This is a genomic window from Streptococcus suis S735 (assembly GCF_000294495.1).
In the GTDB taxonomy this organism is placed as follows: domain Bacteria; phylum Bacillota; class Bacilli; order Lactobacillales; family Streptococcaceae; genus Streptococcus; species Streptococcus suis.
Genome location: NC_018526.1, coordinates 981,582 through 1,004,777 on the forward strand (window position 1 = coordinate 981,582; position 23,196 = coordinate 1,004,777).

Below are 23,196 nucleotides of genomic sequence, written 5' to 3' on the forward strand. Positions count from 1 at the left end.
TAAGGAAATAACTAGCAGAGGGATGGGACTTACTTATGGAAAACACTCCTAGACTAAACTTGGTCATAGACGTGCTCATGCTCGCTGGTGCCATTTTGGCACAAAGCGGTGCAGAAATTCACCGAGTTGAAGATACCATGATTCGGATTGCACATTCACAAGGAATTGAACAGGCCAATGTCCTTGCCATCCCTGCTGCTATCTTTTTCTCCATCGACCATACGAATATTTCGCGTATGAAACGCATTGTCAATTCAAATTACGACATGCAGAAAGTTTGTGACGTCAACCAAATCTCCCGTTCCCTAGCCAATGAAGAAATCAGCCTAGAAGAAGCATGGAGCCAATTAAATGCAATCAAACAACAAAAGCCACCTTATAACAATATCCAAATAACCTTAGCTGCCGTAGTAGCCGCACCATTTTTTACCATCATGTTCGGAGGTTCTCTTTTAGATGCAGCAGGTGCTGTCCTCGCAACAGCTTTAGCTTTCCCTATCTCCCTAATTGTCGAGCGCTATATTGGAATTGATTTTGTCACCACCTTCGTTGGCGCCTTTGTCTTCTCACTCACCTCTTATTTATTAAGCGCAACCACTACTCTCCCCATTAATCCTAACCTGATTAATGCAGGGGCAGTCATGCCTTTTGTACCAGGGATTGCTTTTACAAATGCCGTAAGAGACCTCATGACCAATCATATCAATACAGGGATGACCAAATTTTTCCAAACTGCGCTTATTATCTTATCGCTCGGTGCAGGTACAACTGTGGCCTTTATGCTTGTGAGGTAATCTATGACACCAGTTCACTTCTTATTACAGGCACTCGCCTCTTATATCGCTATCGCAGCCTTCTTAATTGTTCTCAATGTTCAAAGAAAAATGCTGGTCCCTGGTGGACTCCTAGGCATGCTTGTTTGGCTCATCTATCTTTCATTATTAGGACCAACTAATGTACTGATTGCTACCTTTTTCGCAGCAATTATCGGATCCTGTGTCAGTCAAATCATGAGTATTTGGTTAAAAACACCCTCCGTCATCTTTTCATTGGCTATACTTGCACCACTTGTTCCAGGCTATCGAGCCTACATGACCACGACTTATTTCGTTTCTGGGGACCACGCTCAAGCCCTAACCAATATCACTACCGTCTTAACTTTAGCCTTAGTCATTCCCATCGGTATGGCCAGCGGAACAATATTATTACACCTTTATAAGGTTCTTCGAACAGGCAAAAAAGCAGCCTAACCCCTTGAAAATAAGGGGCCTTTTTGTTAAAATGAAAACTTATCAAAGGAGATGCTATGAACCAAAACGTAACCAATCTAAAACTTGCTGAACGTGGTGCCTTGCTATCTATCGGTGCCTATATTGTCTTATCAGGTATCAAACTCGTTGCAGGACAGCTCTTTCATTCGGATGCCTTACGAGCAGATGCCTTCAATAATATTTCTGATATTATCGGTAATATCGCTGTACTTGTTGGACTAAAAATGGCACAGAAACCAGCTGATACCGATCATAAATTTGGACACTGGAAAATGGAAGACTTGGCAAGCTTGATTACATCCTTCATCATGTTTGTCGTTGGTTTCCAAGTACTCTATGATACCCTCCAAAAACTAATCAGCAATTCTTCTATCGAAGTAGACATTATGGGGGCCATTGTCGGAATTTTTTCTGCACTAGTTATGTTAGCTGTTTATTTATATAATAACCGCTTGGCAAAAAAAGTACGTTCCAAGGCCTTAGAAGCAGCTGCCAAGGATAATCTATCCGATGCAGTCACTTCCATAGGAACTTCTATCGCGATCTTTGCTGCGGCTTTCAACTTCCCTATTGTCGATAAAATTGCAGCCATCATCATTACCTTCTTTATCCTAAAAACAGCCTACGATATTTTTATGGAAAGCTTCTTTACCCTATCTGATGGATTTGATGAAAACTTATTGAAAAAGTACGAGGAAGATATTCTCAAACTCCCAAAAATCGTTTCTGTCAAATCACAACGTGGTCGGACTTATGGAGCCAATATCTACCTTGATGTTGTTTTAGAAATGAATCCAGACTTATCCGTTTATGAAAGTCATGAAGTGACTGAGCAGGTTGAGCAACTCCTAACACTCAAACATGGAGTTTTTGATGTGGATATTCACGTAGAACCATCTGAAATTCCACACGATGAGATGTATGAGCATGTGTACGACAAACTCTTCCGTTTTGAAACAGAGATACAAGCACATGCTAATGGGTATGAAGAATTGATTGACGACCAGTATCTCTTAATTGATGCCAAAGGCCGCTATCGAAATAAAACTCAGATGCTTGCCGACCACCCCATCCAAACCACGTATTTATCCAATTACCAAATGACCTCCATTAGCCAAAAATCAAAATTAGTTACGTTTGAAATTGGTGATTATGTTCATACGTCACTTTGGCGCCGTCATGAAAATTGGACTGTTATTTTCCACCAGATTTCAAAGAAACAAGCCTCTCAGATCGAAGCTACTGAAAAAAGCTCTGATTTGCATAATCCATAATAAAAAATAGGAATTTTCCCTGAATTATAGGGAGAATTCCTATTTTTTAACCTTCCTTTTAAGCTATTATCAGTCTTTTATACTCAATTTGTAGTTATTTAGTTTTTGTTTAGTATATGATAAAAGCTAAATAACTATAGAAGATTAGAGCTTACTGTTTTGGGATTTCATTGATTATTATATTATAAAGAAAAAGCCTCTACCCGAATAAATATTTGAGTAGAGGTTTTAACTGAATGATATTGCCCATTGGCAGGGCTTTTATTTGTTTGTTAATCAATCCTAATATAGCAAAGGTGCCAACAGTAAAATCACAAATAATGCTAACAAATGCCCAACTGTCACTAGGATAAACGAATACTTGAGGCCACGTTTCATACTTAATTTCGAAAGATTGTGGAAGGTAATCATCACACCAGACTGAGGCATAACTGTCAAAATAGCCGATGCAACTACTACTACACGATGCAGCAACTCCGGATTAATCCCCATTTCCAAATAGGAAGGAAGGAAATTACTTGAAGCAATACCTATCGCACCAGAAGATGAACCGATAATACCACTAATCAATGCTGTCGAAACAGATAAACTGATTAGAGGTGATCCTGGTATTTGTTGAATCCATTCTTGAATGACTGCAAAACCTGCTGACAAAGTTAACACAGTCCCAAAGGCTACTGTACTAGAAGTTGCAAAAGCAGGCACTATAGATGCCGTTGTCGCAGCATTCAAAATTTCTTTTTGATTTGGCAGATATGGATAAAAAATCAAGGCTGATAGAAGGATAGAGACCAACAATCCGATTGCCAGGACATTCGGAGTTTTACTCATTAGGAAAATCGTCCCAATAAGACTGAATAGAGGCAAGACTGATAAAAATAGATTTGGTGTCTTATCAGCTACCACTACTGCAGTTTCATCCTCTTCTTCCGTATACGTCTCTCCATTTGCTAGACTTTTCTTGAGGCAGTAGGCCATGTAGAGCAAGCCAAATACTAATAGTGTCAAGCTGGCTGCCAAACTGATAATGGGTGCCGCGGTCAAGCTAGTTCCCAAAACTTTTGTCGGAATGACATTCTGGATGGAAGGTGCCCCAGGAAGAGTTGTCATCGTATAGGTACCTGCTCCCAAAAAGACAGGAATCGGAAAAAGTGCCCAGTTGATATTCAACTCTTTAAAGAGGGGGCGTGAAAGGGGAAGCAAGGTAAAAATAACTACAAAAATACTCACACCACCATAGGTCAGAATGGAAGCAATCAAAGTGATAGCTAACAAGCCCTTATAGGGACTATCCTTTCCCATTACCTTCAAAATGCTATTGGCGATCGTCTGCGTAGCTCCACTTGCCTCCATATAACGTGCCAAGATAGACCCCAACATAAAGATGGCAAAATTATTAATCAAAAAACCTGCTAAGCCCGCCATATAAGACTGCTCTTTGCCCAACATAACTTCCAAAACATTCATCTGATTGGTCAGAATGATGATTAAACTAGCGAGTGGTGCAGCAATGATAACATGTAAATTTTTTGATGTCCAATAAATAATGGCTACAATAGCCAATAAAACTCCTAAAGTTGCTAAAATTGTCATAAAACTCCTTTATCTATTCTATCCTCTAATAAACCTAGTATCAGAGGCAACTATTTGAAAATTTTTATATCTTTTTGTTCCCCTAGTTCTGCAAGCAAGTCCGATACCACTTTTTTCAAAATTGGGTGACAGTAATCAGAAGCAATCTCAGCAAGAGGTTTGAGAACAAATGCTCTTTCATGGGCGTAGGGATGGGGAACAATCAGATTCTCTTCTTGAATCTTCTCCTCATCCCAAAAAATAATATCCAAATCAATGGTCCGTTGTCCCCATTTTTCAATCCGTACTCGGTCCAACTCTTGTTCGATGTTCTGGAAAACGCTTAGAAAATCCTGAGCAGACAAATCAGTATACACTTGACAGGCTAGATTGAGGAAATCAGCCTGGTCGGTCTTGCCCCAAGCTGGAGTTTCATAAATGTTGGAAACTAAGCCAAGCTGGCAACCTGGATGACTGGCTAATTTGTCTAGGGCTGCCTGTAAATAGGCTTGTCGATTGCCCATATTCCCTCCGATACTGAGATAGGCTAGATGCTTCATGGTCGTTCACGCTCCAATTCAATTCCGACAGAATCATAGTGTCCAGCAATGGGCGGATTTTCCTTGTAAATGGCCAAGCGAATCTTCTCCACCTTTGGAAATTGATCAAAAATCTCCTGACAGATGACACCTGCCACCTTTTCAATGAGAATATAGGGCTTGCCTTCCACAACTGCTTTAATGGTTTCAAAGACCATACCATAGTGAACTGTGTCTTCTAAATTGTCAGTTTGTGAAGCTGCTGTCAGGTCAACAAACAAATCACAGTCAACTGTGAAAATTTGACCAAGAACTTGTTCTTCTTTGAAGGCACCATGGTAGCCGTAAAAGCGACATTTATTGAGAGAAATCTTATCCATGTTGACCTCCAGAAGTCAATTGGTCCCAAACCTTAACGATATCACGGTTGGCAGCGACATTGTGAACACGGACCATTTTACAGCCTTTTTGGACTGCCCAGGCAGACAAGGCTGCCGTTGCTTGATCGCGGTCAGTCGGTAAACTATTGCCCCCAAGCAGATAATCCACCACGCGCTTACGAGATATTCCAAATAGAACGGGATAACCAAGGGCAGTAATCTGTTCCAAACCTTGTAAGAGATCAAGGTTATGTTGGACATTCTTTGAAAAGCCAAATCCTGGATCCAACCAAATCTGGTCTGCGGAAACACCAGCATCAAGTGCTGCTTGGGCACGCTCAGCTAGAAAGTTTTTGACCTCTCCAACAACATCCGCATAGCTTTCGTCTTTCTGGTTGTGCATGAGAATAATTGGTACCTTGTACTCCGCAGCCAGGGCCAACATATCTCCATCATAAAGTCCTGCCCAGACATCATTTAAAATATCTGCGCCTGCTTCCAAGGCTGCACGTGCAGTTCCTGTTTTATAGGTATCGACGCTGACAAGACAGTCATAGTTTTCTTTGATAGCGCGGATAATCGGAACCACGCGAGCAATCTCGTCTTCTTCAGACACAAATGTTGCACCTGGCCGAGTGGACTCACCACCAACATCAATGACGGTAGCACCCTCAGCCAACAACTTTTCTACTTGTACCAAGGCAGACTCCACCTCATTATAGTGACCACCATCTGAAAATGAATCTGGCGTCACATTGAGAATCCCCATAATGGTTACTTGATTCGCTAACTGTTCGATTGACATAGAACCTCCTATTTATTGTGAATCATGGACAAGAGTTCACGGCGCAAGATGGCATCTTCCTTGTATTTGCCAAGAGCAACTGTGGTCACTGTCTTACTACCTGGCTTGCGAATACCACGCATGCTCATGCACATGTGCTCTGCTTCGACCATGACAAAAACACCTTCTGGTTCAAGGGCATCTTGAAGGGCATGGGCAACCTGATGGGTCAAGCGTTCCTGCAATTGAGGGCGACGACTTGCTACCTCCACTGCACGCGCCAATTTGCTAAGACCTGTCACACGCCCCTTACTCGGAATATAAGCTACATGGGCAATGCCATAAAAGGGTACCAAATGGTGTTCACACATAGAATGAAAAGGAATATCCTTGACCAAAACAACCTCTTCATGACCTTCTGAAAAGACAGCTGTAAATTGGTCTTTGGGATCCTCTTCTAGGCCGTTAAACATTTCTAAATACATCTTAGCAACCCGTTTAGGCGTATCTAATAAACCTTCACGATTCGGGTCCTCACCCAATAATTCCAATAATTGATAAATTGTTTGTTCGATTTGTTCTTGTTTTGACATAGTGCATCCTAAATAGTTTGATGTTCTTATTATACCTCAAAAACTGTTTTCAGAAAAGAGCTTTCAGTATGCTAATCCCAAAACTGTCCCCTACCAGAGCACCAAGCAGGTGTCCCTACTCCCGCCTTTGTGATATAATAGGAACAAACTAACTATAAGGAGCTACTATGACCAAGAAACCTGTCCAACTGGCTACGATTTGCTACATTGATAATGGCAAAGAATTTCTCCTGCTCCATCGCAATAAAAAAGAAAACGATGTCCACCAGGGGAAATGGATTGGGGTCGGTGGTAAGCTGGAACCCGGTGAAACACCGCAGGCTTGTGCCATTCGAGAAATCTTTGAGGAAACTGGGCTTACTGTAACGAAGCATGCTCTAAAAGGAGTGATAACCTTCCCAGACTTTACTCCAAACACTGACTGGTACACCTATGTCTTTAAGATAACTGGTTTTGAAGGAAGTCTTATTGACTGCAATGAAGGTGACTTAGAGTGGGTTCCCTATGACCAAGTCTTGTCCAAACCAACTTGGGAGGGCGACCGGCATTTTCAAGAATGGCTATTAGAGGACAAACCATTTTTTTCCGCTTGCTTCCGCTATGATGGGGACAAATTGCTTGATTATAGCGTTGATTTTTATGAAGAATAAGCTAATAAAAAACGAAAAAGCCTTGGAAATCCAGGGCTTCTTTGATATTACAAATACTTCTTCTTCGGCATTTGCTTGTTCAATACGACATCCAAAGGACCGGCTGACAATACTGTATCTACCAAGCGTTTATCTGTAATTTTTTTATCGAGGAGAACTTGATATTCTAAGATCAGCGCTTCTTTTTTCTTCTTGTACTTGAGGGAAATGAGATCCGCTTGCTTGCAGGATGTACCAAATTGTTTCTCAAAAAATTGGTCGTAGTCAAAATTCATTGGCACTGTTACCAAGAGATGACGACGATTTTGATTGACTTGAGCAAAGCTGATGTTCTCAAAAATCAAAATACAAGCAGATAGGATGACCGTCATAAAGACAGCCAAACCTAGGAAGCCCATTCCTGTCGCTAGACCGATAGCCATCGCTAAGAGGACTGCAAGCATTTCCTTCGAAGAACCTGCTGCTGAGCGGAATTTAATTAGACTGAAAGTCCCTGCTACCGCAACACCCGCTCCCAAGTTACCATTAACTAATGCAATGATAACAGCAATCAATGCCGGCATCAGACTTAGTGTGATGACAAATTCCTTTGTATAATTAGATTTATATTTATAAACAGCCGCTAAGAGTACCCCCATGGATAGACTAACTCCAAAAACCATGGACATTTGCGCTAAGGTAATATTGCTATTGGCCGTTGAAAAGATACTATTAAACAGCTGCATGTTTGCTTACTTCCTCTCCAGTGATGTTGTGGGCAAGCTTATAGGCATTGCCATATTTTGAAAATGATTGCTTTTCGATTTGGTATTTTTCGAGCAGGGCTACCAACCAGTCTGGTCGTTCTTCTGGAACTTTTACTTCCATGATTACTTTGGTTGGGTCTAATAGGTTCTTACCAAATTTACCTTCCATTGCATCCACATCGTAGTCTCGATAAAGTAAGTTCTTATCGATTGTGAGACGAACTTTTTTGTCTTCGATTCCTTTATAGGATACGCGATCGTAGTAGATATACATCTTCGGCTTAATAGTACCGTAGCGTTCTCTCAACATTTCGAGTTCTGAGGTTACCTTATCATCCTTGATTGTGGAATCAATCACTCCATTTTCGATATAATTTGCTACAGAAACAGGGTTTGAAGTTAAACGGTATTTATAGCCAATTTTATTTTCTTTTTTCTTGATTTCAAGAAAAGCTTGACTCGATTCAGATGGTGTCGCATCATAGACACGCATCCGAATTTTCTCACGTCCATTCTTTTTGGCAAGTGAATCTTGAATCATATCAAAATCTTCATTATCAAAGTAGATATTGGTAATCGTTGATGTCGCAAACTCATCTGCCATCATGTACTGACGAAGTTCCTTTTCTAAAAGTTCAAAAGTTTTTTTATCAACGATATATTTAGTCTCTTTACGCTTAAACTGCTTTTGTACGATTCTTGTTTTCATTATTGTGCCTCTTCTATCCTAAATTTTGACAGGTCCCTGTCTTGTTTACAAGATATAGTTTACCGACCTAGCTTTAAATGAAACTGAAAATAAAATTAAACAAAACTTAAACTGCAATAAAGTTGAAATTCTTTTGTCACATTCTAATCTATGCTACAATAGTCCTATCAATAGTAAGGCAAGGAGAAACCCATGTACGAATTTGTCCTAGAATACGGCTCTTTCCCCGTAAAACTCATCGACGGTTTTGTCAACAATCGCTCAGAAATCCCTGATTTTCTCAAAGAAGACGAAGAAATGATTGCCCGCTTGAATGAGATTAACGAACTCTTCCACCAACTTTTCTTAACCATCGAGTGCAAGTTTGACTACATCGGCAAACAATTTCCTGACAAGATCGAACAACTACGAGAACTCTATCATCCCCTGGCAGACGATTTACTAGCCAAGTATGGCAACCAGATAGAGTTGAAGATTGAACCCTTTATTTTGTAAGACAAAAGAGATGACCGCAATCATCTCTTTTCTTCTATTCTGTATTCCAAACCATATTGGTCACGCGACAAGTAGCCGTAGTCCACCAAGTAGCGTCTCAATATAGCATAATCATCATAGACTTCAGCTAGAAAGGCATTGACTTCTTTTTCTGTGAAGGTAGAGCCTTTCTTAGCCAACTCTTCTTGTAAATAGGCAAATAAAACTTGCTTACTTTTTAATTTTTTAGGAATAACGATAAGCTTGCCTTCTCGAAAAAATTTTTCTTGAATATCTTGAGTGTTCATACTTCCCTCCAAAAAATCCCAGCCCGCTGACTAGGATTTCACAAGATTTACATGTTAACGAATTTCAGCTCCAAGTGTTTCGAGCGACTTACTGATTTTCTCCATGTACTTAGCCACTTCCTCATCCGTCAAGCTATCCTCAGGATTCTGGAAGGTCAGGTTATAAGCCATAGACTTCTTACCAACCTCGATATTGCTGCCAGCATAGACGTCAAAGAGAGTCACCTTGGTCAAGCGTTTCACGCCAGCACCAGCAATGGCATCCAGGACATCCTGATGTTTGACATCGCTGTTCAAAAGCAGGGCAATATCACGGCTAACCGCTGGGAATTTAGAGATGTCGGTAAATGGCTGAGCAGGCTGGAGGGCTTCTTCAATCGCATCCAGATTGATTTCAGCCACATAAGTTTCAGGAATACCGTAGTCCTTAGCCGTTTGAGGGTGTACCTGACCGACAAAGCCGATCACAGCCCCATTCAAATGGATTTCAGCTGTACGACCTGGGTGCAGGGCAGCAATCTCACTAGTCGCCACAAAGTCAACTGCCAACTTGTAATGATCAAAGATAGCTTCCAAAATCCCTTTGGCATGGAAGAAATCAACTGGTACAGCTGGTGTCTGGAAGTCTTTCTCAGCAACCAAACCAGTCAAAACAAGGGCAAACTTGTTGATTTCTTGTGGCAGGTCCTCTTTTGGATTGCCAGACTGTTCAAAGATCTTACCGATTTCGTAAAGAGCCAAATTCTTGTTCTTACGAGCCACGTTGTAGGCCACTGTGTCTAACATACCAGACACCATGTTCTGACGGAGGGCAGAGCGGTCAACTGTCATCGGCCACATGAGTTCGGTGACTGTGGTTGGACGAGCCACAAACTCCACAGCCTTGTCAGGCGTTGTCAAGGCATAGGAAATGATTTCTGTCAGACCTGCACCTTCAGCCAGGCTACGTACTTGGCGACGGATGTTCTGGGTCAGGGTCAACTCGCCTGCTGTTCCGTCCTCTTTCGGAAGAGTGGTCGGCAGATTATTGTAACCATAGATACGAGCGATTTCCTCTACCAAGTCTGCTGGAATGCGAATGTCCCAACGACGACGCGGTACTGCTACTGTAAACTGACTTGCATCGCCAGTTGTTTCCATACCTAAACGACGGAAAATATCTGCGATTTGGGCATAGTCGAGGTTGGTCCCAAGCGAGCGGTTAACGTAATCAATGGTTGCTGTGACTGGGACATCCGAAGTGTCCACGCTGCCCGCAGAAACGATGCCAGACAAGACCTGACCGCCAGCCAGTTCCGCAATCATAGCAGCCGCTGTGTCCATAGCCTCCGTCAAAGTTGCTACGTTGATGCCTTTTTCAAAGCGAGAAGAGGACTCAGACCGAAGGTTGAGGCGACCTGAGGTCTTGCGGATAGACTTGCCGTCAAAGAGGGCTGCTTCCAGCACGACGGTCTTAGAGCTATTGTCAATCTCTGTATTAGCACCACCCATGACACCACCGAGGGCAACTGCCTTGTCCGCAACGGAAATGACGATGTCATCGGCAATCAAGTCACGTTCTTCGCCGTCAAGAGTTACCAAGTTCTCACCCTCTTTTGCCTGACGAGCCACGATTTTCTTGCCTTCAAATTTATCGAAATCAAAGGCGTGCATTGGCTGACCGAAGTAGAGCAAGATGTAGTTGGTGATGTCCACCACATTGTTGAGCGGGCGAATACCTGCGTTCATGAGCAGGTTTTGCAACCACTGCGGGCTCGGTGCGATAGTCACATTTTCAATAACACGGGCCGTGTAGGCAGTCACCTTGTCTGACTCAATGGCCACTTCAATCACATCGCTGGCTTTCTTGTCGCTTTCCTCCAAGACCACTGGCTTGAAGTTGACCTTGCTGTCATAGATAGCTGCCACTTCGTGAGCCACACCACGCATAGAGAGGGCGTCGGCACGGTTTGGTGTGATGGACAACTCAATAATCTCGTCGTCGAGGTCAAGATATGAAAAGACTGGCTCACCCACGACTGCATCTTCTGGCAGGTGGTAGATACCGTCCGCATAGACCTTTGGCACAACTGAGTCGGACACGCCGATTTCGCTCAATGAGCAGAGCATGCCCAAGGATTCAACTCCGCGGATTTTGCCTTTCTTAATCTTGTAGTTGCCAGCGATACGAGCTCCTGGCAGAGCAACGATCACCTTGATACCTGGCTTGACATTTGGAGCACCGCAAACAATTTGCGTGATTGCTTCGCCCACATTTACCTGACAAATATTGAGGTGAGTATCTGGAATTGGCTCAGCAGACACAACCTGACCGACAACCAACTTAGAAAGGCCAGCACTCTTTTGCTCAACCCCTTCTACTTCAATTCCTGTTGTTGACATTTTTTCAGACAAGTCATGGCTTGTCGCATCAAAGTCAACGAGTTCTTTTAACCATTTGTAACTTACTAACATATTATCCTTTCTGGTGCAAAGGCCGTTTCAGTAGCCAATCCACATCAATCTTATCACCGACCGCAAATTCATGCTGGCCAAATTTTTCAAATCCGTATTTGGAATAGAATTTCTGAGCCTTGTAATTATGTTCCCAAACTCCCAGCCAGACCCAATCACAACTAGACTGCTCTGCTTTTTCCAAAGCAAATTCAAACAAGACCTTCCCAAGACCGCGACCTTGATAGGCCTGCAAGAGATAGATACGCTGGATTTCAAAGGCATTTTCCAACTCTTGCTCCGTCTGGGCAGAACCTTTGTTGAGCTTGAGATAACCAGCTATCTGATGATCTATTCTTAGAAAATAGTGCTGGCAGTTGGGATCCGATAACTCACTAGTCAAGACCTCCAAGGAATAAGATTCCTCAAAGAATGCCTCCAGTTCCTTCGGGTCATTATCGTGAGCGAAGGTCTCTGCAAAAGTCTGCTTGGCCAACTCCTGCAAAACGGAAACCTCTTCCAAACGTATAGGATCAATCTGCATCTCATTGCCTCTCATTTCTAACTGGACTAGGAAAGTCGCAGAGCAACGATACCCACACCTTAAATAGTGCGAGATTACGACGGTTCAAGGTTGAAAACGACATATTTTTCAACCTTGAACCTAGTGAGGGGAGTAGGTAGACCGCCATAGCGGCTACCGTCCTGTTTCTAGATACTTTCAGTATCAGAAACAGGTCTCACATCAAAACTGCTCCGAGAATCGTACATCACCTTGATAGAAACCACGGATGTCGTTGATACCGTAACGGAGCATGGCAATGCGTTCCTGACCAAGACCGAAGGCAAAGCCAGAGTACTTGGTTGAGTCAATACCACTCATTTCCAATACTTGCGGGTGGACCATGCCGGCACCGAGGATTTCAATCCAGCCTGTTTTCTTACATACATTACAGCCGTCACCACCGCACTTGAAGCAGGAAACATCCACCTCAACAGAAGGCTCAGTGAATGGGAAGTATGATGGACGCAGGCGAATCTGACGCTCTTCACCAAACATTTTCTTGATAATCATTTCAAGCGTACCTTTGAGATCGCCCATGGATACATTTTCACCGACAACCAAGCCTTCAATCTGGTGGAACTGGTGGCTGTGGGTCGCATCATCCGTATCACGACGGAAAACACGTCCTGGCGAAATCATCTTCAAAGCACCTTTTGAGAAATCATGCTGGTCCATGGTACGCGCCTGAACAGGCGACGTATGGGTCCTCATAAGGATTTCTTCTGTGATGTAGAAGGTATCTTGCATATCACGGGCTGGATGATCTTTCGGCAAATTCATCCTCTCAAAGTTGTAGTAGTCTTTTTCCACTTCAAATCCGTCAACGATTTGGAAGCCCATGCCCAAGAAAATATCTTCAATTTCTTCAGAAGTTTGGGTCAAGACATGGCGTTTTCCGACCTTAACCTGACGACCTGGCAAGGTCACATCAATGGTTTCGGAAGCTAGTTGTTGCTGAATTTTTGCTGCTGCAACCTTTTGAGCAGTTTCTTCAAAGGCAGTTGTCAGCACATCACGCACTTCATTAACCTGTTTACCAACGATTGGTTTCATGTCGTTAGACAGGTCTTTCAAGCCTTTCAATAAGTCCGTCAAAGACCCTTTTTTACCCAAAACCGCAACACGCAGGTCTTGTAGTTCTTTTTCTCCTTGGTGCTGGATTTCTTTTAACTTTTCTAGTGTCGTTTGGCTTAATTCAGCCAACTGTTGTTCAATGTTTGACATAATTCCTCCAATAAAAAACGCATGACACCACTCGTATCGGAGCGTTGTCACGCGGTACCATCCGTTTTCATCTGCAAGGCAGACCTTAGTTCTATGAACCTATATTCACAAGTGAAGTGCTTGCACATAAGAGATGGTTTTCCGCTAATCAAGGCTGTTTTTTGAGGGAATACTGACTGTATTTTGAAAAAAACTAACGATGAGTAGCTGAAAAACTAGCCTTAGATGGAAGTGTTGAACTGTGAATGCAGGTTCTAAGTCCTTGTGTGAGTGAATTCGACCAACTTTCACTGATTGAGCTTGCAGTCACGGCTCAACTCCCTGGACAGCTTCCATAAGGTGTACTAGTCTCACAGACTTCTATTCAATTAAGGATATTTTATCAAAAAGAAGAAAGTTTGGCAAGAAATCTTCCTAGAAAACTCCCTCTATCTAGGATAGAAAGGAGTTTAGTTTTATAGTTTTGCCTGCCATTTATTGGCCCAAACATTCTCATTTGGCACACCAAAGAATGCGTCTTTTCCTTCTAATTTATCAAGTAAGGATTCGATAGTATTTTTATTGTGATGGTAGGCATTGATAGCAGTTTTGACCATGGTAACATCGTGAAGGTGAGTTGTATAGTTTAGTGAAATGAAAATGGTTGGAACTTCATGTACATACCAAGGAACTTCATTTGACATGGCCGTTTTCCACTGGATGCGGTAATTATTCTGCGCTCCATATCCAATGACATTGGCAACAGTCAAGGCTAAATCAACTTCTTCTCGGTATTGCAGCGTTTTTCCTTTGATCCGAGTCGTACCATCATTGACGGTCACTTCATAGCCACGCGCTTCCAAGGCAGCTTTAAGGTTATCAACCACTTCTGTACTTGCCGCCATAATCCCTTCTTTTTCACCTTCTAGGTAATACAATCGGATTCTGCGATGGGTTTCTGGACTGATTGGAAGATTTTTCTGTGTATCTTTCAACAGCGTAATTGCCTTGTCTGCCGCCTCACGTTGCCAAGCCAAGTGTTCTTCACAGCCGATAATAGCCAATTCATCAGCTGATTTTAGTAAGGTTCCTTCCGCTTGCTTGATATGCAGATTGAGTTTGGCTTTCAGACCTAAAATGCGACGGAGAGCATCATGAAGGCGTTCGTCAGTAATCACTCCCTTGCGGTAGCCATTGAGCATAAATTCAAAATCTTCTTCTAAGTTATTGAAGAATAAGAACATATCGCAACCCGCAGCAATGGCTGCAGGTACGTAGTCTTCACGACGCATGGCTGCTGTCATCCCCAACATGTGGCTGGCATCTGTTATGACCAAGCCATTGAATTCCAGTTTTTCTTTCAATAAATCTTGGATCAATTCAGGAGCCAGCGTTGCAGGCAAAATATCTTCGTCCGTCAAACTTGGATTGAGTCGTTGTTGGTAATATGGCAAGGCTATATGTCCCGCCATAATCATCTCAACACCAGCTTCAATATGATGACGATAGACACGACCAAAGCTCTTGTCCCATTCTTCTGGAGAGAGCTCATTGACGCCTAGGACTAGGTGCTGATCACGTTCTTCTTTACCATCTCCTGGGAAATGCTTGATACATTGAATAACATCTCTTTCAGCAGTCAATCCTTCTAAATAGGCACTGGTATAGGTAATAACATCATCCGCATTTGTACCGTAGGCTCTGGTATTGACGATAGTATTGCGCCAGTTCTGAACAATGTCCACGCAAGGATCAAAATTGACATTTACACCTAATGCAGTCTCCTCACGCGCAGATACGAGACCTGCTAGGTAGGGAATACGAGGATCCCGACTGGCTTCCGATTGAGCACCTGAGGAAATATAGGTTCCTCCTTTCACAGCTCCATCTCCACCTGAGTCACAGTTCGCTGCAACCAAGAGAGGTACTTTTGAATAGCTTTGCAGCTCGTTAATCAGTCCTTGTACCTGTTCTGGACTGCCATTCATATAACGGGCACCACCTATGTGGTATCGATTCATCAATTCCTGATTACTCAGATTATTTCCGCTAAAAGCGTCTCCTCCGAAGAAGAATAGATTAACAAACAATTGACCGATTTTTTCTTCATCAGTCAGATGAGCCAAGGTATTTTCTACCCAGGTAATCTGCTCATCATTCAAACAATAGGGTTTCTTCCGCAAATCAACCAATCTAGGCATTCTTTCCTCCTTATTTTCCGCGCCAAATCTGTGTATCTACCAAGCCACAGTAGGCATCAACAGGCGATACTCCTGTAAAGGCTGACTCTCCTGCTAGTTTAGCAACCAAGGCTTCTAATGTGACAGGCAAGCCATCGTAGGCATTGATATAGGTTGCAACCTGTGGCATATCTGCAAGTGCAAATGGGTGCTGAACAGAGACAACAATGGTTGGAATTTCGTGAACATAGAAAGGCTGGTCTGGTGTTCCCTTGGCAGCTGGCCAAATAATTCGCTGAGTTGTTCCTCCTGAGTTGACATCAACTAAATTGATAATCAAATCATAGTTATCTGTGATTTCCGCAATTGGACGCTTGGAAGCATAGACATTTGCAATCGCTGCTGGTCTTTCTTCTTCTGGCAATTTGGCAATCCGTGCCTCCGTATTTTCCCAGATAGATACTTGGTGACCTCGAGCTTCTAATAGTTCTTTCAGCGTATCGGCTGCTCTCTTCTTGCCAGCATTGATCATGGCACCAAAACCACCCTTATAGCCATCTACTTCGACCAACAAAATACGTTTGTAGCGTTCTGGATTGACTGGGAAAATTCCTTCTTGTTTGGCTTTTACCAAGGTAATCGCCTTGTCAGCTACTTCTTTTGCAAGCTGTTTCGCCTCATCTCTACCAATCAAAGCCAGTGCTTCTTCTTTTGGCAACATGATTTCCTGACGACGACCTTCAAACAAGTGAAGACCGAGTTTAGCTTTCAAGCCCAAGGTACGACGAAGGGCATCATGGAGGCGTTCCTCAGAAAGCAGACCATTTTCCAATCCTTCTTTCATCCATTGCAAATCTTCTTCTGGATCGTTGAAGAAAAGGAAAAGATCACATCCTGCCTCAATAGCTGTAGGCAATAGCTCACGACGCGGCATAGAGGCTGTCATACCGATCATGTGACTGGCATCCGTGACAATGGCACCATTGTAACCTAACTCTCCACGAAGCAATTCATCCAAGAGGGTTTTATTCAGCGAAGCTGGCAACATGTCATCCAATTCACGTTCTGGATGCATTTCTTTCTCAACATTTGGCAAATGAATGTGCCCCGCCATAATACCTGGGAGACCTGCGTCAGCCATCTCACCATAAATCCGTCCAAATGTTTCCATCCATTCAGACTTGGTCATGGGATTCGAAGCGAAAGACAAATGATGATCTCGTTCGTCAATACCATCTCCAGGAAAATGCTTAGCAAACGGCACAATGCCATGTTCCATAATGCCTCGCATGTATTCTTTGGACAATTCAATGACTTGGTCTACATTAGCTCCCCATGTTCGGTTTGCAATGATTGGATTGCGCCAATTACGGCTTAGGTCCATAATCGGTGCAAAGGAGGCATTGCAGCCTACCGCAGCTGCTTCAAGTCCTGCAACTTTCCCCATTTCATAAGCATAGCGGGGATCGGTTGTCGCAGCAATCTTGATTTCATCCCCAATTTTCGTTCCATCCGTAACAGCGCCATTTCCACCAGATTCGGTATTGGCTGCAATCAAGAGGGGAATCTTAGACTTGGTCTGCAAAATATAGTTTTGCTCCCAAATATCTGCAGCAGGTCCAGGATTGTAACGAACAGCAGCAATCTTATAATCATTTAATACTCCAGTCAGATAGTCTTCTGTCCGCTGGCTCCCCATGTTGACAAAGAGGTGACCGATTTTTTCATCCAAGGTCATCTGAGCAATGGTTTCTTCAATCCAAGAAATAGCCTCTTCATCAAGGCTGTAAGGTTTCTTCCGTAAATCTACTAAATGTGTCATGTTTGCCTCCAAAAAAGCTAGAGGGCATAGCGCCTCTAGCCCTTCTCTAGTCGTCTAAATTATTCCAAAATGCCTGTATCAATTCTGTTTCTTTCTCACCTGTGAATGCTTGATGAGCAAAGTCATCTGCAATCGTTTCTGTCAAATCTGCCCAAGATTGCATCTCTCGTCCTACTAAAATAGGATAGAAATGGACACCATTCAATTCCGCCGCCTTCAAATCACCAGGCGAGTCACCAATCATCATAATCTTATTAGGACAATACCCTTCCTCTATTAACAGTTTGATGACATCTTCTTTCTTGCCACGGTCTTGACAGTACAATTCTGTAACAAAGTCCATCAAACCTTGGTCTGTCCACTCTTCTTCTACTGCTTCCTTATTAGCAGAAGAAACTACGTAGACTTTTCCTAACTGGCTCAATTTTTCCAAGCCCTTGTGAACGCCGATGAAGGCTAAAACAGGACCACTATAATGCTTAATGGCTTGATTGACTTGAGTGGACCATTTTAAGGCTAATTCCAAGTCTTTTGACGGCTGCTCCTCTATCAATCTTTCCAGAGAAGCATTTGACAAAGAATCTGTGGTCGCGACCCAATTTTTCAAGTTGTCTATACCAGTCACACCTGCAAATTCTAGGCCTTTAACTAAGCCAACAAAACGGTTAATGCCACGTTCTCGTGAGTAGAGATTAACTCGATTCCATTCAGCTAAAAACGGTTCTTTATCTTCAACACCAAAAACTTCCGCAGCTAAGGGGCCGAAGAAAAGCTTATGTTTGTAGGTCATGGTGTCCATGGCGCAGCCATCAGAGTCCACACAAAATACGTATTCCATCTTCATCATCAGACTCCTGAATAGGCTGAGAAGCCACCGTCAATCGGTAAAACAACACCGTTGACAAAACTTGCCAAATTCTCATCTGCCAAGAAGAAGACGCCGCCGACTAGCTCTTCCGATTCACCAAACCGTCCCATTGGTGTATTGGTCAAAATCTTGTTGGCACGTGCGGTCGGTTGACCTGACTCGTCAAAAAGCAAACCACGGTTTTGGTTGGTTACCAAAAATCCCGGAGCAATGGCGTTGCAACGAATACTAACTTTTGAAAAATGTACTGCCAACCATTGGGTAAAATTACTGATGGCAGCCTTAGCACCTGAATAGGCAGGAATTTTTGTCAAAGGAGTAAAGGCATTCATGCTGGAGATATTGATAATATTTGCTCCGCTACGGCCAATCATATCCTGTGCAAAGACCTGTGTTGGCAATAAGGTTCCTAGATAATTCAGATTGAAAACAAAGTTAATCCCCGCCTCATCTAGGTCAAAGAAGGTTTTCGTATCCGCTGGAAGACCCACTTCATGGAACTCATTATCCGTTGTCGCTTTCGGATTATTGCCACCTGCTCCGTTGATTAAAATATCTACCGGACCGAAATCTGCCAATACCTGTTGGCGAACTTCTTCCAAATTTTCCTTGGAAAGGACATTAGATTTGTAAGCCTTGGCACTACCTCCTGCTGCAACAATCTCATCAACAAAAACTTGGGCTGCTGCTTGATTTAAGTCTAAAAGAGCCACCTTGGCACCAGCCTTAGCAAATTCCTTGGCTAAATAACCACAAAGTACTCCGCCTGCTCCTGTAATGACAACAACCTTGTCCTTAAATTCAATGACACGCGTCATAGTTATCCCTCCTTTGTTCCAACTGTTTTTGCTTTAATACCAAAATCTGGTGTTTTGCCAGCCGCTCGCATATTGGCTTCGTATAGACCATTAAAGTAAGTCGCCCCGAGCGCTCGGTCATACAGACCGTAGCCCGGTGTCTTGGTCTGATCTCCCCAGATACGACGACCATGATCTGGACGCAAAGAACCTTGCCAATCATAGTCCACCAATAATTTAACAACAGCATTCATATCAATGTCACCAGCCTGTGACAAATGTGCAGTTTCTTGGAAGCCCCAAGCACCTGCCGTCACATTGCGCGTATGCATAAAATTGATACGATTGCGTTTGAGAGCATATTCCGTCATGGCAAGGACATCATTTTTCGGATCAGAAGCATAGGATCCGACACACATGGTAATTCCATTGTGTTCTGAATCATAGAGATTCAAAAATCGTTCAACGGCTTCTTGACCAGTAATAATACGTGGCAATCCGAAAATTCCATACGGAGGGTCATCAGGGTGAATGGCCATTTTGACGCCAGCCTCCTCAGCCGTTGGCAGAATCGCTTTGATAAAATACTCCAAATTCGCCCATAAATCTTCTTCAGAGATATTCTGACGATAATTTTCAATAATAGCCTTCATTTCTTCCTTGGAATAGGACGAATCCCAACCTGGTAAGTTCAAATCATCCGCCACAGGATCAACACCTGCTAAATCAGATTTTAGGAAAGCTAAAGAGGTTGAACCATCCGGAAGTGGGTGGTGCAAGTCTGAACGGGTCCAGTCAAACACAGGCATGAAATTGTAGCAAACAACTGGAATACCTGCAGCCCCGACATTACGGATGGAAGTCTTATAGTTTTCGATTAAGGCATCACGATTTGGCTTCCCTTGTTTGATGTCTTCATGAACAGGAATGGATTCAATAACAGTAATTTCAAGTCCTGCCTCTTCTACCATTTTTTTCAGCTCTAGAATGTTTTCAAGGGGCCATGCCTGACCAACTGGTACATCGTAGACTGCCGTTACGATTCCCTGCATACCAGGGATTGCTTTAATCTCTTCCAGTGTCACAGGATCTTTTTTCCCGTACCAGCGAAATGACATTTTCATGATTTACTCTCCTTCTATTGTTCAAAAAACTCTTTGGCATTGTAATAGGATATGGCTTCTACAAATTGCCCTAAACGATTGTAATCTTCTGGCACTTCTTCATCAACAATCCATTGACCAACATAGGTCGCTAAAATGCGTCTGAAATAATCATGCCGTTGATAAGATAAAAAGCTACGCGAATCTGTCAACATACCAACGAAATTGGCAAGCATGCCCTGTTCTGCATAAGCATTCATCTGGTCAATCATGCCCAACTTTGTATCATTGAACCACCAACCAGCACCAAATTGTAGCTGACTACGAACCCCTTCCTCATTGGACTGGAAATTCGCCAAAGTATTGGCCAGAGCAATGTTGTAACTTGGATTGAGATTGTACCAAATCATTTTTGGAAGGGCATTTTCCTTGACCAAGTTATCTAAGAAACGATTCAAATTCACAGTCAGACATGTCTGGTCTCCAATCGAATCCACACCTACATCTGCTCCAAGTTTTTCAAACAGTCCGGTATGGTTATTCCGTAAGGCACCGAAGTGAACTTGTGTCACAAAGCCATGTTTCTTGTACAATCGGCACAATTCTCTAAAGATAGCAGTCTGCCATTTATTGATACTGGATTGACCAGCTTCTTTACCTGCAAGTCTTGCTAGTAAAATTTCATCCAACTCTTCGAGGGTAGCCTCTTCATAGGAAATAGCCGTAAAACTGATGTCACTTGCTCGGCAACCGTGTTGAGCAAAATAGGAAACACGCTGACCAAGTGCCTCTACAAAACTTGCAAAGTCTCTTACTGCTACCCCTGTTACCTCCTCCAAGCGTTTAATAAATGGATTGAAATTTCGATGTTCTATAAAAGCTTCATCTGGTCGGAAAGTCGGTGCCACTACAGTATCTATGGTCGAGTCCTCAGCCAAGCGCTTATGCCATTCCAAGCTATCAAGAGGATGGTCAGTTGTCCCAATAAAGGTCACCCTAACATCCGCAATCAGCTTCCGTGGACTAACTTGATGTTCTTGCAAATAAGCATTGAGCTGATGATAGAGTCGCTCTGCATTTTCTTCGGTCAACAATTCCTCAACACCGAAAACCTGTCGCAATTCCAAATGACTCCAATGATAGAGAGGATTTCCGAAAGCCCGTTCCAAGGTTCTTGCCCAGGCCTTAAACTTATCTAGTTTACTTGCTGAACCTGTGATTTCTTCTTCTGAGATACCATTAGCCCGCATCAAGCGCCACTTATAATGGTCACCCCCCAGCCACAAATCAACAATATCTTCATAAACCTTATCTTCAAAAATTTCCTTCGGATCCAGATGACAATGGAAATCATAGATAGGAAGCTCTGCTATTTTCCCGTAAAGCTCCTTAGCAGGCTCGTTTTTTAGCATAAAGTTTTTGTCATTAAAACTCATTTCATCCCTCCAAAGCTGCAACAAAACTGCGAGCAATCGTCGTTACACTTTCATAGCCTTCAGCCTGCACTCGACTTGCCAGAGCCGAACCGACTCCAACAGCACAAGCACCTGCCTTTTTCCAATCTGCAACATTTTCAACCGAAACTCCACCTGAAGGCATCAAATTCACATCAGGAACAGGGCCGTGAATATCCTTGATAAATCCAGGACCCAAGACACCACCAGGGAAAAGCTTGATAATAGGACATCCCGCCTGACTAGCTGTGACAATCTCTGTTGCAGTTGCACAACCTGGGAAGTAGAATACCTCAGCCTCTTGCGCCAAGTCTTGAATTTCTTTATCAAAATGAGGACTAACCAGGAAACTAGCACCTGCATCAATGGCCGCTTGTGCCAGCTTAAGATTCATCACTGTTCCCGCCCCAATGACTACGGATGAATCATCTGAGAACTCCTCTTGTAATTCTTTGATAACTGTCGCTGCATTTGGAGTCGAAAATGTAATTTCAATATTTCGAATACCTCCCAAAATCGCATGGCGAGCGATCTCTTTCGCATCTTCTTCATCTTTTCCGCGAATCACTGCGAAAAAGTAATTTTCTTTTAATTGCTTTAACATCTTGACCTCCAATTAGAAAGCGTTGTCATTTATAGCTATAGTATACAATTCATCAGATGATTTGTCAATAAAAAAGCAAAAAATACCCAGAAGAATTCTTCTGGGCTGTCTATTTTTTATTTCTATTTATGATCGTTGAGACCATGCAAAGTCATATCTTTATCGAACCATTCGCTTAAAACAACCTGTCTTACTGATATAATATGTGCTAACATGCTATCATATGCTGCAACAGGGTGACGTTGCTTGATAGCCATTAAGATATTCCTGTGGGCCTGTAAACTATCCGATTTCATCTGACGATTTGAATAGTTTTCATTGATTAGATGAATAGATTGATTAATGACAGGCATGAGACTTGTCATAGCCAGATTCCCACTCATCTCAGCCAGCATACAGTGGAATTTCACATCCAACTCCAGATGCTTCGTGTCTCCAGCAGCAACAGCCTCTTCAATAGCAAGGACAATTTCTTCTAGTCGAGCAATGTCTTCGTCCGAGGCAAACTGAGCGACACGCTCCGCAATTCTCGGTTCAAGTAAATACCGCACTTCAAACAAATCTGTCGTCAACTTCACACGGTCTCTTACCAAAGAAAAACCTAGGGGATCCTCTGATACTCCTTTTTTAGAGCTGATATAGGTTCCCGACCCTTGGCGCACCTCCAGAATATTTCGAGTAGCCAAACTTCGCACAGCTTCACGAACAGTCGAACGTCCAACTTCTAAATCTTGGGCCAATTCATACTCATTTGGAAGCTTATCACCAACTTCATATCCTCTTTCCAAAATCAATTCCAATAAGCGCTCTGATGCTTTTTCTACCAAGGGTTTCGCCATGTGCTTGGTCCTCCAATACAACTTTCTA

24 protein-coding genes are annotated in these 23,196 nt (G+C 42.9%); 5 read left to right on the plus strand and 19 right to left on the minus strand.

The genetic code is table 11. The annotated features are described in order from the left end of the window. Positions 1-35 precede the first annotated feature (35 nt). Genes YYK_RS04895 through YYK_RS04905 form a run of 3 tightly spaced genes read left to right on the plus strand, consistent with a single transcriptional unit; the run spans position 36 to position 2,545 of the window. Positions 36-794, plus strand: a complete 759-nt coding sequence (locus tag YYK_RS04895) for a threonine/serine exporter family protein (RefSeq protein ID WP_012027108.1) — start codon at positions 36-38, stop codon at positions 792-794. Positions 795-797: 3 nt separating this feature from the next. Further along, a complete protein-coding gene (locus tag YYK_RS04900) occupies positions 798-1,250 on the plus strand; it encodes a threonine/serine exporter family protein (RefSeq protein WP_012775166.1) in 453 nt (150 codons plus the stop codon). Positions 1,251-1,306: 56 nt separating this feature from the next. Next, positions 1,307-2,545, plus strand: coding sequence for a cation diffusion facilitator family transporter (locus YYK_RS04905; protein ID WP_012775167.1), 1,239 nt, complete (start codon positions 1,307-1,309; stop codon positions 2,543-2,545). A 282-nt stretch (positions 2,546-2,827) separates the two neighbouring features. On the opposite strand, the gene YYK_RS04910 is transcribed toward YYK_RS04905, so the two are convergent. Genes YYK_RS04910 through folE form a run of 5 tightly spaced genes read right to left on the minus strand, consistent with a single transcriptional unit; the run spans position 2,828 to position 6,413 of the window. Beyond that, positions 2,828-4,138: a GntP family permease gene (locus YYK_RS04910; protein WP_012775168.1), complete on the minus strand. Its 1,311-nt coding sequence runs from the start codon at positions 4,136-4,138 to the stop codon at positions 2,828-2,830. Positions 4,139-4,188: 50 nt separating this feature from the next. Then, positions 4,189-4,677, minus strand: coding sequence for a 2-amino-4-hydroxy-6-hydroxymethyldihydropteridine diphosphokinase (folK, locus tag YYK_RS04915; protein ID WP_012027112.1), 489 nt, complete (start codon positions 4,675-4,677; stop codon positions 4,189-4,191). Beyond that, positions 4,674-5,036 carry a dihydroneopterin aldolase gene (gene folB / locus YYK_RS04920; protein WP_012027113.1) on the minus strand — a complete coding sequence of 121 codons (363 nt, stop codon included), beginning with the start codon at positions 5,034-5,036 and terminating at the stop codon, positions 4,674-4,676. Before folB ends, folK begins: the two co-directional genes overlap by 4 nt. Next, positions 5,029-5,841 (minus strand): dihydropteroate synthase, encoded by an 813-nt coding sequence (gene folP / locus YYK_RS04925; protein ID WP_002938084.1) that lies wholly within the window; start codon positions 5,839-5,841, stop codon positions 5,029-5,031. The genes folB and folP overlap by 8 nt, the downstream gene beginning before the upstream one ends. 8 nt (positions 5,842-5,849) lie before the next feature. Continuing rightward, complete coding sequence (gene folE / locus YYK_RS04930) at positions 5,850-6,413, minus strand: GTP cyclohydrolase I FolE (protein WP_002938082.1); 564 nt, start codon at positions 6,411-6,413, stop codon at positions 5,850-5,852. A 167-nt stretch (positions 6,414-6,580) separates the two neighbouring features. Here folE and YYK_RS04935 point away from each other — a divergent pair, with 167 nt between their 5' ends. Continuing rightward, positions 6,581-7,063: an NUDIX hydrolase gene (locus tag YYK_RS04935; protein ID WP_012028247.1), complete on the plus strand. Its 483-nt coding sequence runs from the start codon at positions 6,581-6,583 to the stop codon at positions 7,061-7,063. Positions 7,064-7,110: 47 nt separating this feature from the next. Here YYK_RS04935 and YYK_RS04940 read toward each other — a convergent pair whose 3' ends face one another. Together YYK_RS04940 and YYK_RS04945 are read right to left on the minus strand one after the other, a co-directional pair. Continuing rightward, positions 7,111-7,788 carry a DUF4956 domain-containing protein gene (locus tag YYK_RS04940; RefSeq protein ID WP_012027115.1) on the minus strand — a complete coding sequence of 226 codons (678 nt, stop codon included), beginning with the start codon at positions 7,786-7,788 and terminating at the stop codon, positions 7,111-7,113. Further along, entirely contained in the window at positions 7,775-8,518 is a 744-nt protein-coding gene (locus YYK_RS04945) for a polyphosphate polymerase domain-containing protein (protein WP_012027116.1), read from the minus strand. Before YYK_RS04945 ends, YYK_RS04940 begins: the two co-directional genes overlap by 14 nt. Before the next feature lie 192 nt (positions 8,519-8,710). Between YYK_RS04945 and YYK_RS04950 the strand changes: the two genes are divergently transcribed. After that, positions 8,711-9,013 (plus strand): hypothetical protein, encoded by a 303-nt coding sequence (locus tag YYK_RS04950; protein ID WP_002938072.1) that lies wholly within the window; start codon positions 8,711-8,713, stop codon positions 9,011-9,013. A gap of 20 nt (positions 9,014-9,033) precedes the next feature. Here the strand turns inward: YYK_RS04950 and YYK_RS04955 are convergent, their stop codons facing one another. The 12 genes from YYK_RS04955 to YYK_RS05010 form a co-directional block, all read right to left on the minus strand. Then, a complete protein-coding gene (locus tag YYK_RS04955; RefSeq protein ID WP_012775169.1) occupies positions 9,034-9,300 on the minus strand; it encodes a DUF2087 domain-containing protein in 267 nt (88 codons plus the stop codon). Between the two features lie 54 nt (positions 9,301-9,354). Continuing rightward, positions 9,355-11,754: a phenylalanine--tRNA ligase subunit beta gene (gene pheT, locus YYK_RS04960; RefSeq protein ID WP_012775584.1), complete on the minus strand. Its 2,400-nt coding sequence runs from the start codon at positions 11,752-11,754 to the stop codon at positions 9,355-9,357. A 1-nt stretch (position 11,755) separates the two neighbouring features. Beyond that, on the minus strand, positions 11,756-12,277 hold the full coding sequence (locus YYK_RS04965) for a GNAT family N-acetyltransferase (protein ID WP_012775170.1): 522 nt from the start codon (positions 12,275-12,277) through the stop codon (positions 11,756-11,758). 201 nt (positions 12,278-12,478) lie between these two features. After that, on the minus strand, positions 12,479-13,522 hold the full coding sequence (gene pheS, locus YYK_RS04970; RefSeq protein WP_002938060.1) for a phenylalanine--tRNA ligase subunit alpha: 1,044 nt from the start codon (positions 13,520-13,522) through the stop codon (positions 12,479-12,481). A gap of 455 nt (positions 13,523-13,977) precedes the next feature. Continuing rightward, positions 13,978-15,702 (minus strand): glycoside hydrolase family 3 protein, encoded by a 1,725-nt coding sequence (locus tag YYK_RS04975; protein ID WP_012027120.1) that lies wholly within the window; start codon positions 15,700-15,702, stop codon positions 13,978-13,980. A 10-nt stretch (positions 15,703-15,712) separates the two neighbouring features. Next, complete coding sequence (locus YYK_RS04980) at positions 15,713-17,503, minus strand: glycoside hydrolase family 3 protein (protein WP_012775581.1); 1,791 nt, start codon at positions 17,501-17,503, stop codon at positions 15,713-15,715. A gap of 46 nt (positions 17,504-17,549) precedes the next feature. Beyond that, positions 17,550-18,350, minus strand: a complete 801-nt coding sequence (locus YYK_RS04985; protein ID WP_012027122.1) for an HAD family hydrolase — start codon at positions 18,348-18,350, stop codon at positions 17,550-17,552. After that, positions 18,350-19,189 carry an SDR family oxidoreductase gene (locus tag YYK_RS04990; protein ID WP_012027123.1) on the minus strand — a complete coding sequence of 280 codons (840 nt, stop codon included), beginning with the start codon at positions 19,187-19,189 and terminating at the stop codon, positions 18,350-18,352. The genes YYK_RS04985 and YYK_RS04990 overlap by 1 nt, the downstream gene beginning before the upstream one ends. Positions 19,190-19,191: 2 nt before the next feature. After that, entirely contained in the window at positions 19,192-20,292 is a 1,101-nt protein-coding gene (locus tag YYK_RS04995; RefSeq protein ID WP_012027124.1) for a mannonate dehydratase, read from the minus strand. Between the two features lie 14 nt (positions 20,293-20,306). Further along, positions 20,307-21,707 (minus strand): glucuronate isomerase, encoded by a 1,401-nt coding sequence (gene uxaC, locus YYK_RS05000; RefSeq protein ID WP_012775172.1) that lies wholly within the window; start codon positions 21,705-21,707, stop codon positions 20,307-20,309. Position 21,708: 1 nt separating this feature from the next. Next, on the minus strand, positions 21,709-22,329 hold the full coding sequence (locus tag YYK_RS05005) for a bifunctional 4-hydroxy-2-oxoglutarate aldolase/2-dehydro-3-deoxy-phosphogluconate aldolase (RefSeq protein ID WP_012775173.1): 621 nt from the start codon (positions 22,327-22,329) through the stop codon (positions 21,709-21,711). Between the two features lie 122 nt (positions 22,330-22,451). Continuing rightward, complete coding sequence (locus tag YYK_RS05010; RefSeq protein ID WP_002938037.1) at positions 22,452-23,168, minus strand: FadR/GntR family transcriptional regulator; 717 nt, start codon at positions 23,166-23,168, stop codon at positions 22,452-22,454. Positions 23,169-23,196 lie beyond the last annotated feature (28 nt).

Excerpts from the sequence above, each read along its gene's own strand:
- YYK_RS04895 (WP_012027108.1), top strand. The coding sequence starts at position 36 with ATGGAAAACACTCCTAGACTAAACTTGGTCATAGACGTGCTCATGCTC.
- YYK_RS04900 (WP_012775166.1), top strand. The coding sequence starts at position 798 with ATGACACCAGTTCACTTCTTATTACAGGCACTCGCCTCTTATATCGCT.
- YYK_RS04905 (WP_012775167.1), top strand. The coding sequence starts at position 1,307 with ATGAACCAAAACGTAACCAATCTAAAACTTGCTGAACGTGGTGCCTTG.
- YYK_RS04910 (WP_012775168.1), bottom strand. The coding sequence starts at position 4,138 with ATGACAATTTTAGCAACTTTAGGAGTTTTATTGGCTATTGTAGCCATT.
- folK (WP_012027112.1), bottom strand. The coding sequence starts at position 4,677 with ATGAAGCATCTAGCCTATCTCAGTATCGGAGGGAATATGGGCAATCGA.
- folB (WP_012027113.1), bottom strand. The coding sequence starts at position 5,036 with ATGGATAAGATTTCTCTCAATAAATGTCGCTTTTACGGCTACCATGGT.
- folP (WP_002938084.1), bottom strand. The coding sequence starts at position 5,841 with ATGTCAATCGAACAGTTAGCGAATCAAGTAACCATTATGGGGATTCTC.
- folE (WP_002938082.1), bottom strand. The coding sequence starts at position 6,413 with ATGTCAAAACAAGAACAAATCGAACAAACAATTTATCAATTATTGGAA.
- YYK_RS04935 (WP_012028247.1), top strand. The coding sequence starts at position 6,581 with ATGACCAAGAAACCTGTCCAACTGGCTACGATTTGCTACATTGATAAT.
- YYK_RS04940 (WP_012027115.1), bottom strand. The coding sequence starts at position 7,788 with ATGCAGCTGTTTAATAGTATCTTTTCAACGGCCAATAGCAATATTACC.
- YYK_RS04945 (WP_012027116.1), bottom strand. The coding sequence starts at position 8,518 with ATGAAAACAAGAATCGTACAAAAGCAGTTTAAGCGTAAAGAGACTAAA.
- YYK_RS04950 (WP_002938072.1), top strand. The coding sequence starts at position 8,711 with ATGTACGAATTTGTCCTAGAATACGGCTCTTTCCCCGTAAAACTCATC.
- YYK_RS04955 (WP_012775169.1), bottom strand. The coding sequence starts at position 9,300 with ATGAACACTCAAGATATTCAAGAAAAATTTTTTCGAGAAGGCAAGCTT.
- pheT (WP_012775584.1), bottom strand. The coding sequence starts at position 11,754 with ATGTTAGTAAGTTACAAATGGTTAAAAGAACTCGTTGACTTTGATGCG.
- YYK_RS04965 (WP_012775170.1), bottom strand. The coding sequence starts at position 12,277 with ATGCAGATTGATCCTATACGTTTGGAAGAGGTTTCCGTTTTGCAGGAG.
- pheS (WP_002938060.1), bottom strand. The coding sequence starts at position 13,522 with ATGTCAAACATTGAACAACAGTTGGCTGAATTAAGCCAAACGACACTA.
- YYK_RS04975 (WP_012027120.1), bottom strand. The coding sequence starts at position 15,702 with ATGCCTAGATTGGTTGATTTGCGGAAGAAACCCTATTGTTTGAATGAT.
- YYK_RS04980 (WP_012775581.1), bottom strand. The coding sequence starts at position 17,503 with ATGACACATTTAGTAGATTTACGGAAGAAACCTTACAGCCTTGATGAA.
- YYK_RS04985 (WP_012027122.1), bottom strand. The coding sequence starts at position 18,350 with ATGATGAAGATGGAATACGTATTTTGTGTGGACTCTGATGGCTGCGCC.
- YYK_RS04990 (WP_012027123.1), bottom strand. The coding sequence starts at position 19,189 with ATGACGCGTGTCATTGAATTTAAGGACAAGGTTGTTGTCATTACAGGA.
- YYK_RS04995 (WP_012027124.1), bottom strand. The coding sequence starts at position 20,292 with ATGAAAATGTCATTTCGCTGGTACGGGAAAAAAGATCCTGTGACACTG.
- uxaC (WP_012775172.1), bottom strand. The coding sequence starts at position 21,707 with ATGAGTTTTAATGACAAAAACTTTATGCTAAAAAACGAGCCTGCTAAG.
- YYK_RS05005 (WP_012775173.1), bottom strand. The coding sequence starts at position 22,329 with ATGTTAAAGCAATTAAAAGAAAATTACTTTTTCGCAGTGATTCGCGGA.
- YYK_RS05010 (WP_002938037.1), bottom strand. The coding sequence starts at position 23,168 with ATGGCGAAACCCTTGGTAGAAAAAGCATCAGAGCGCTTATTGGAATTG.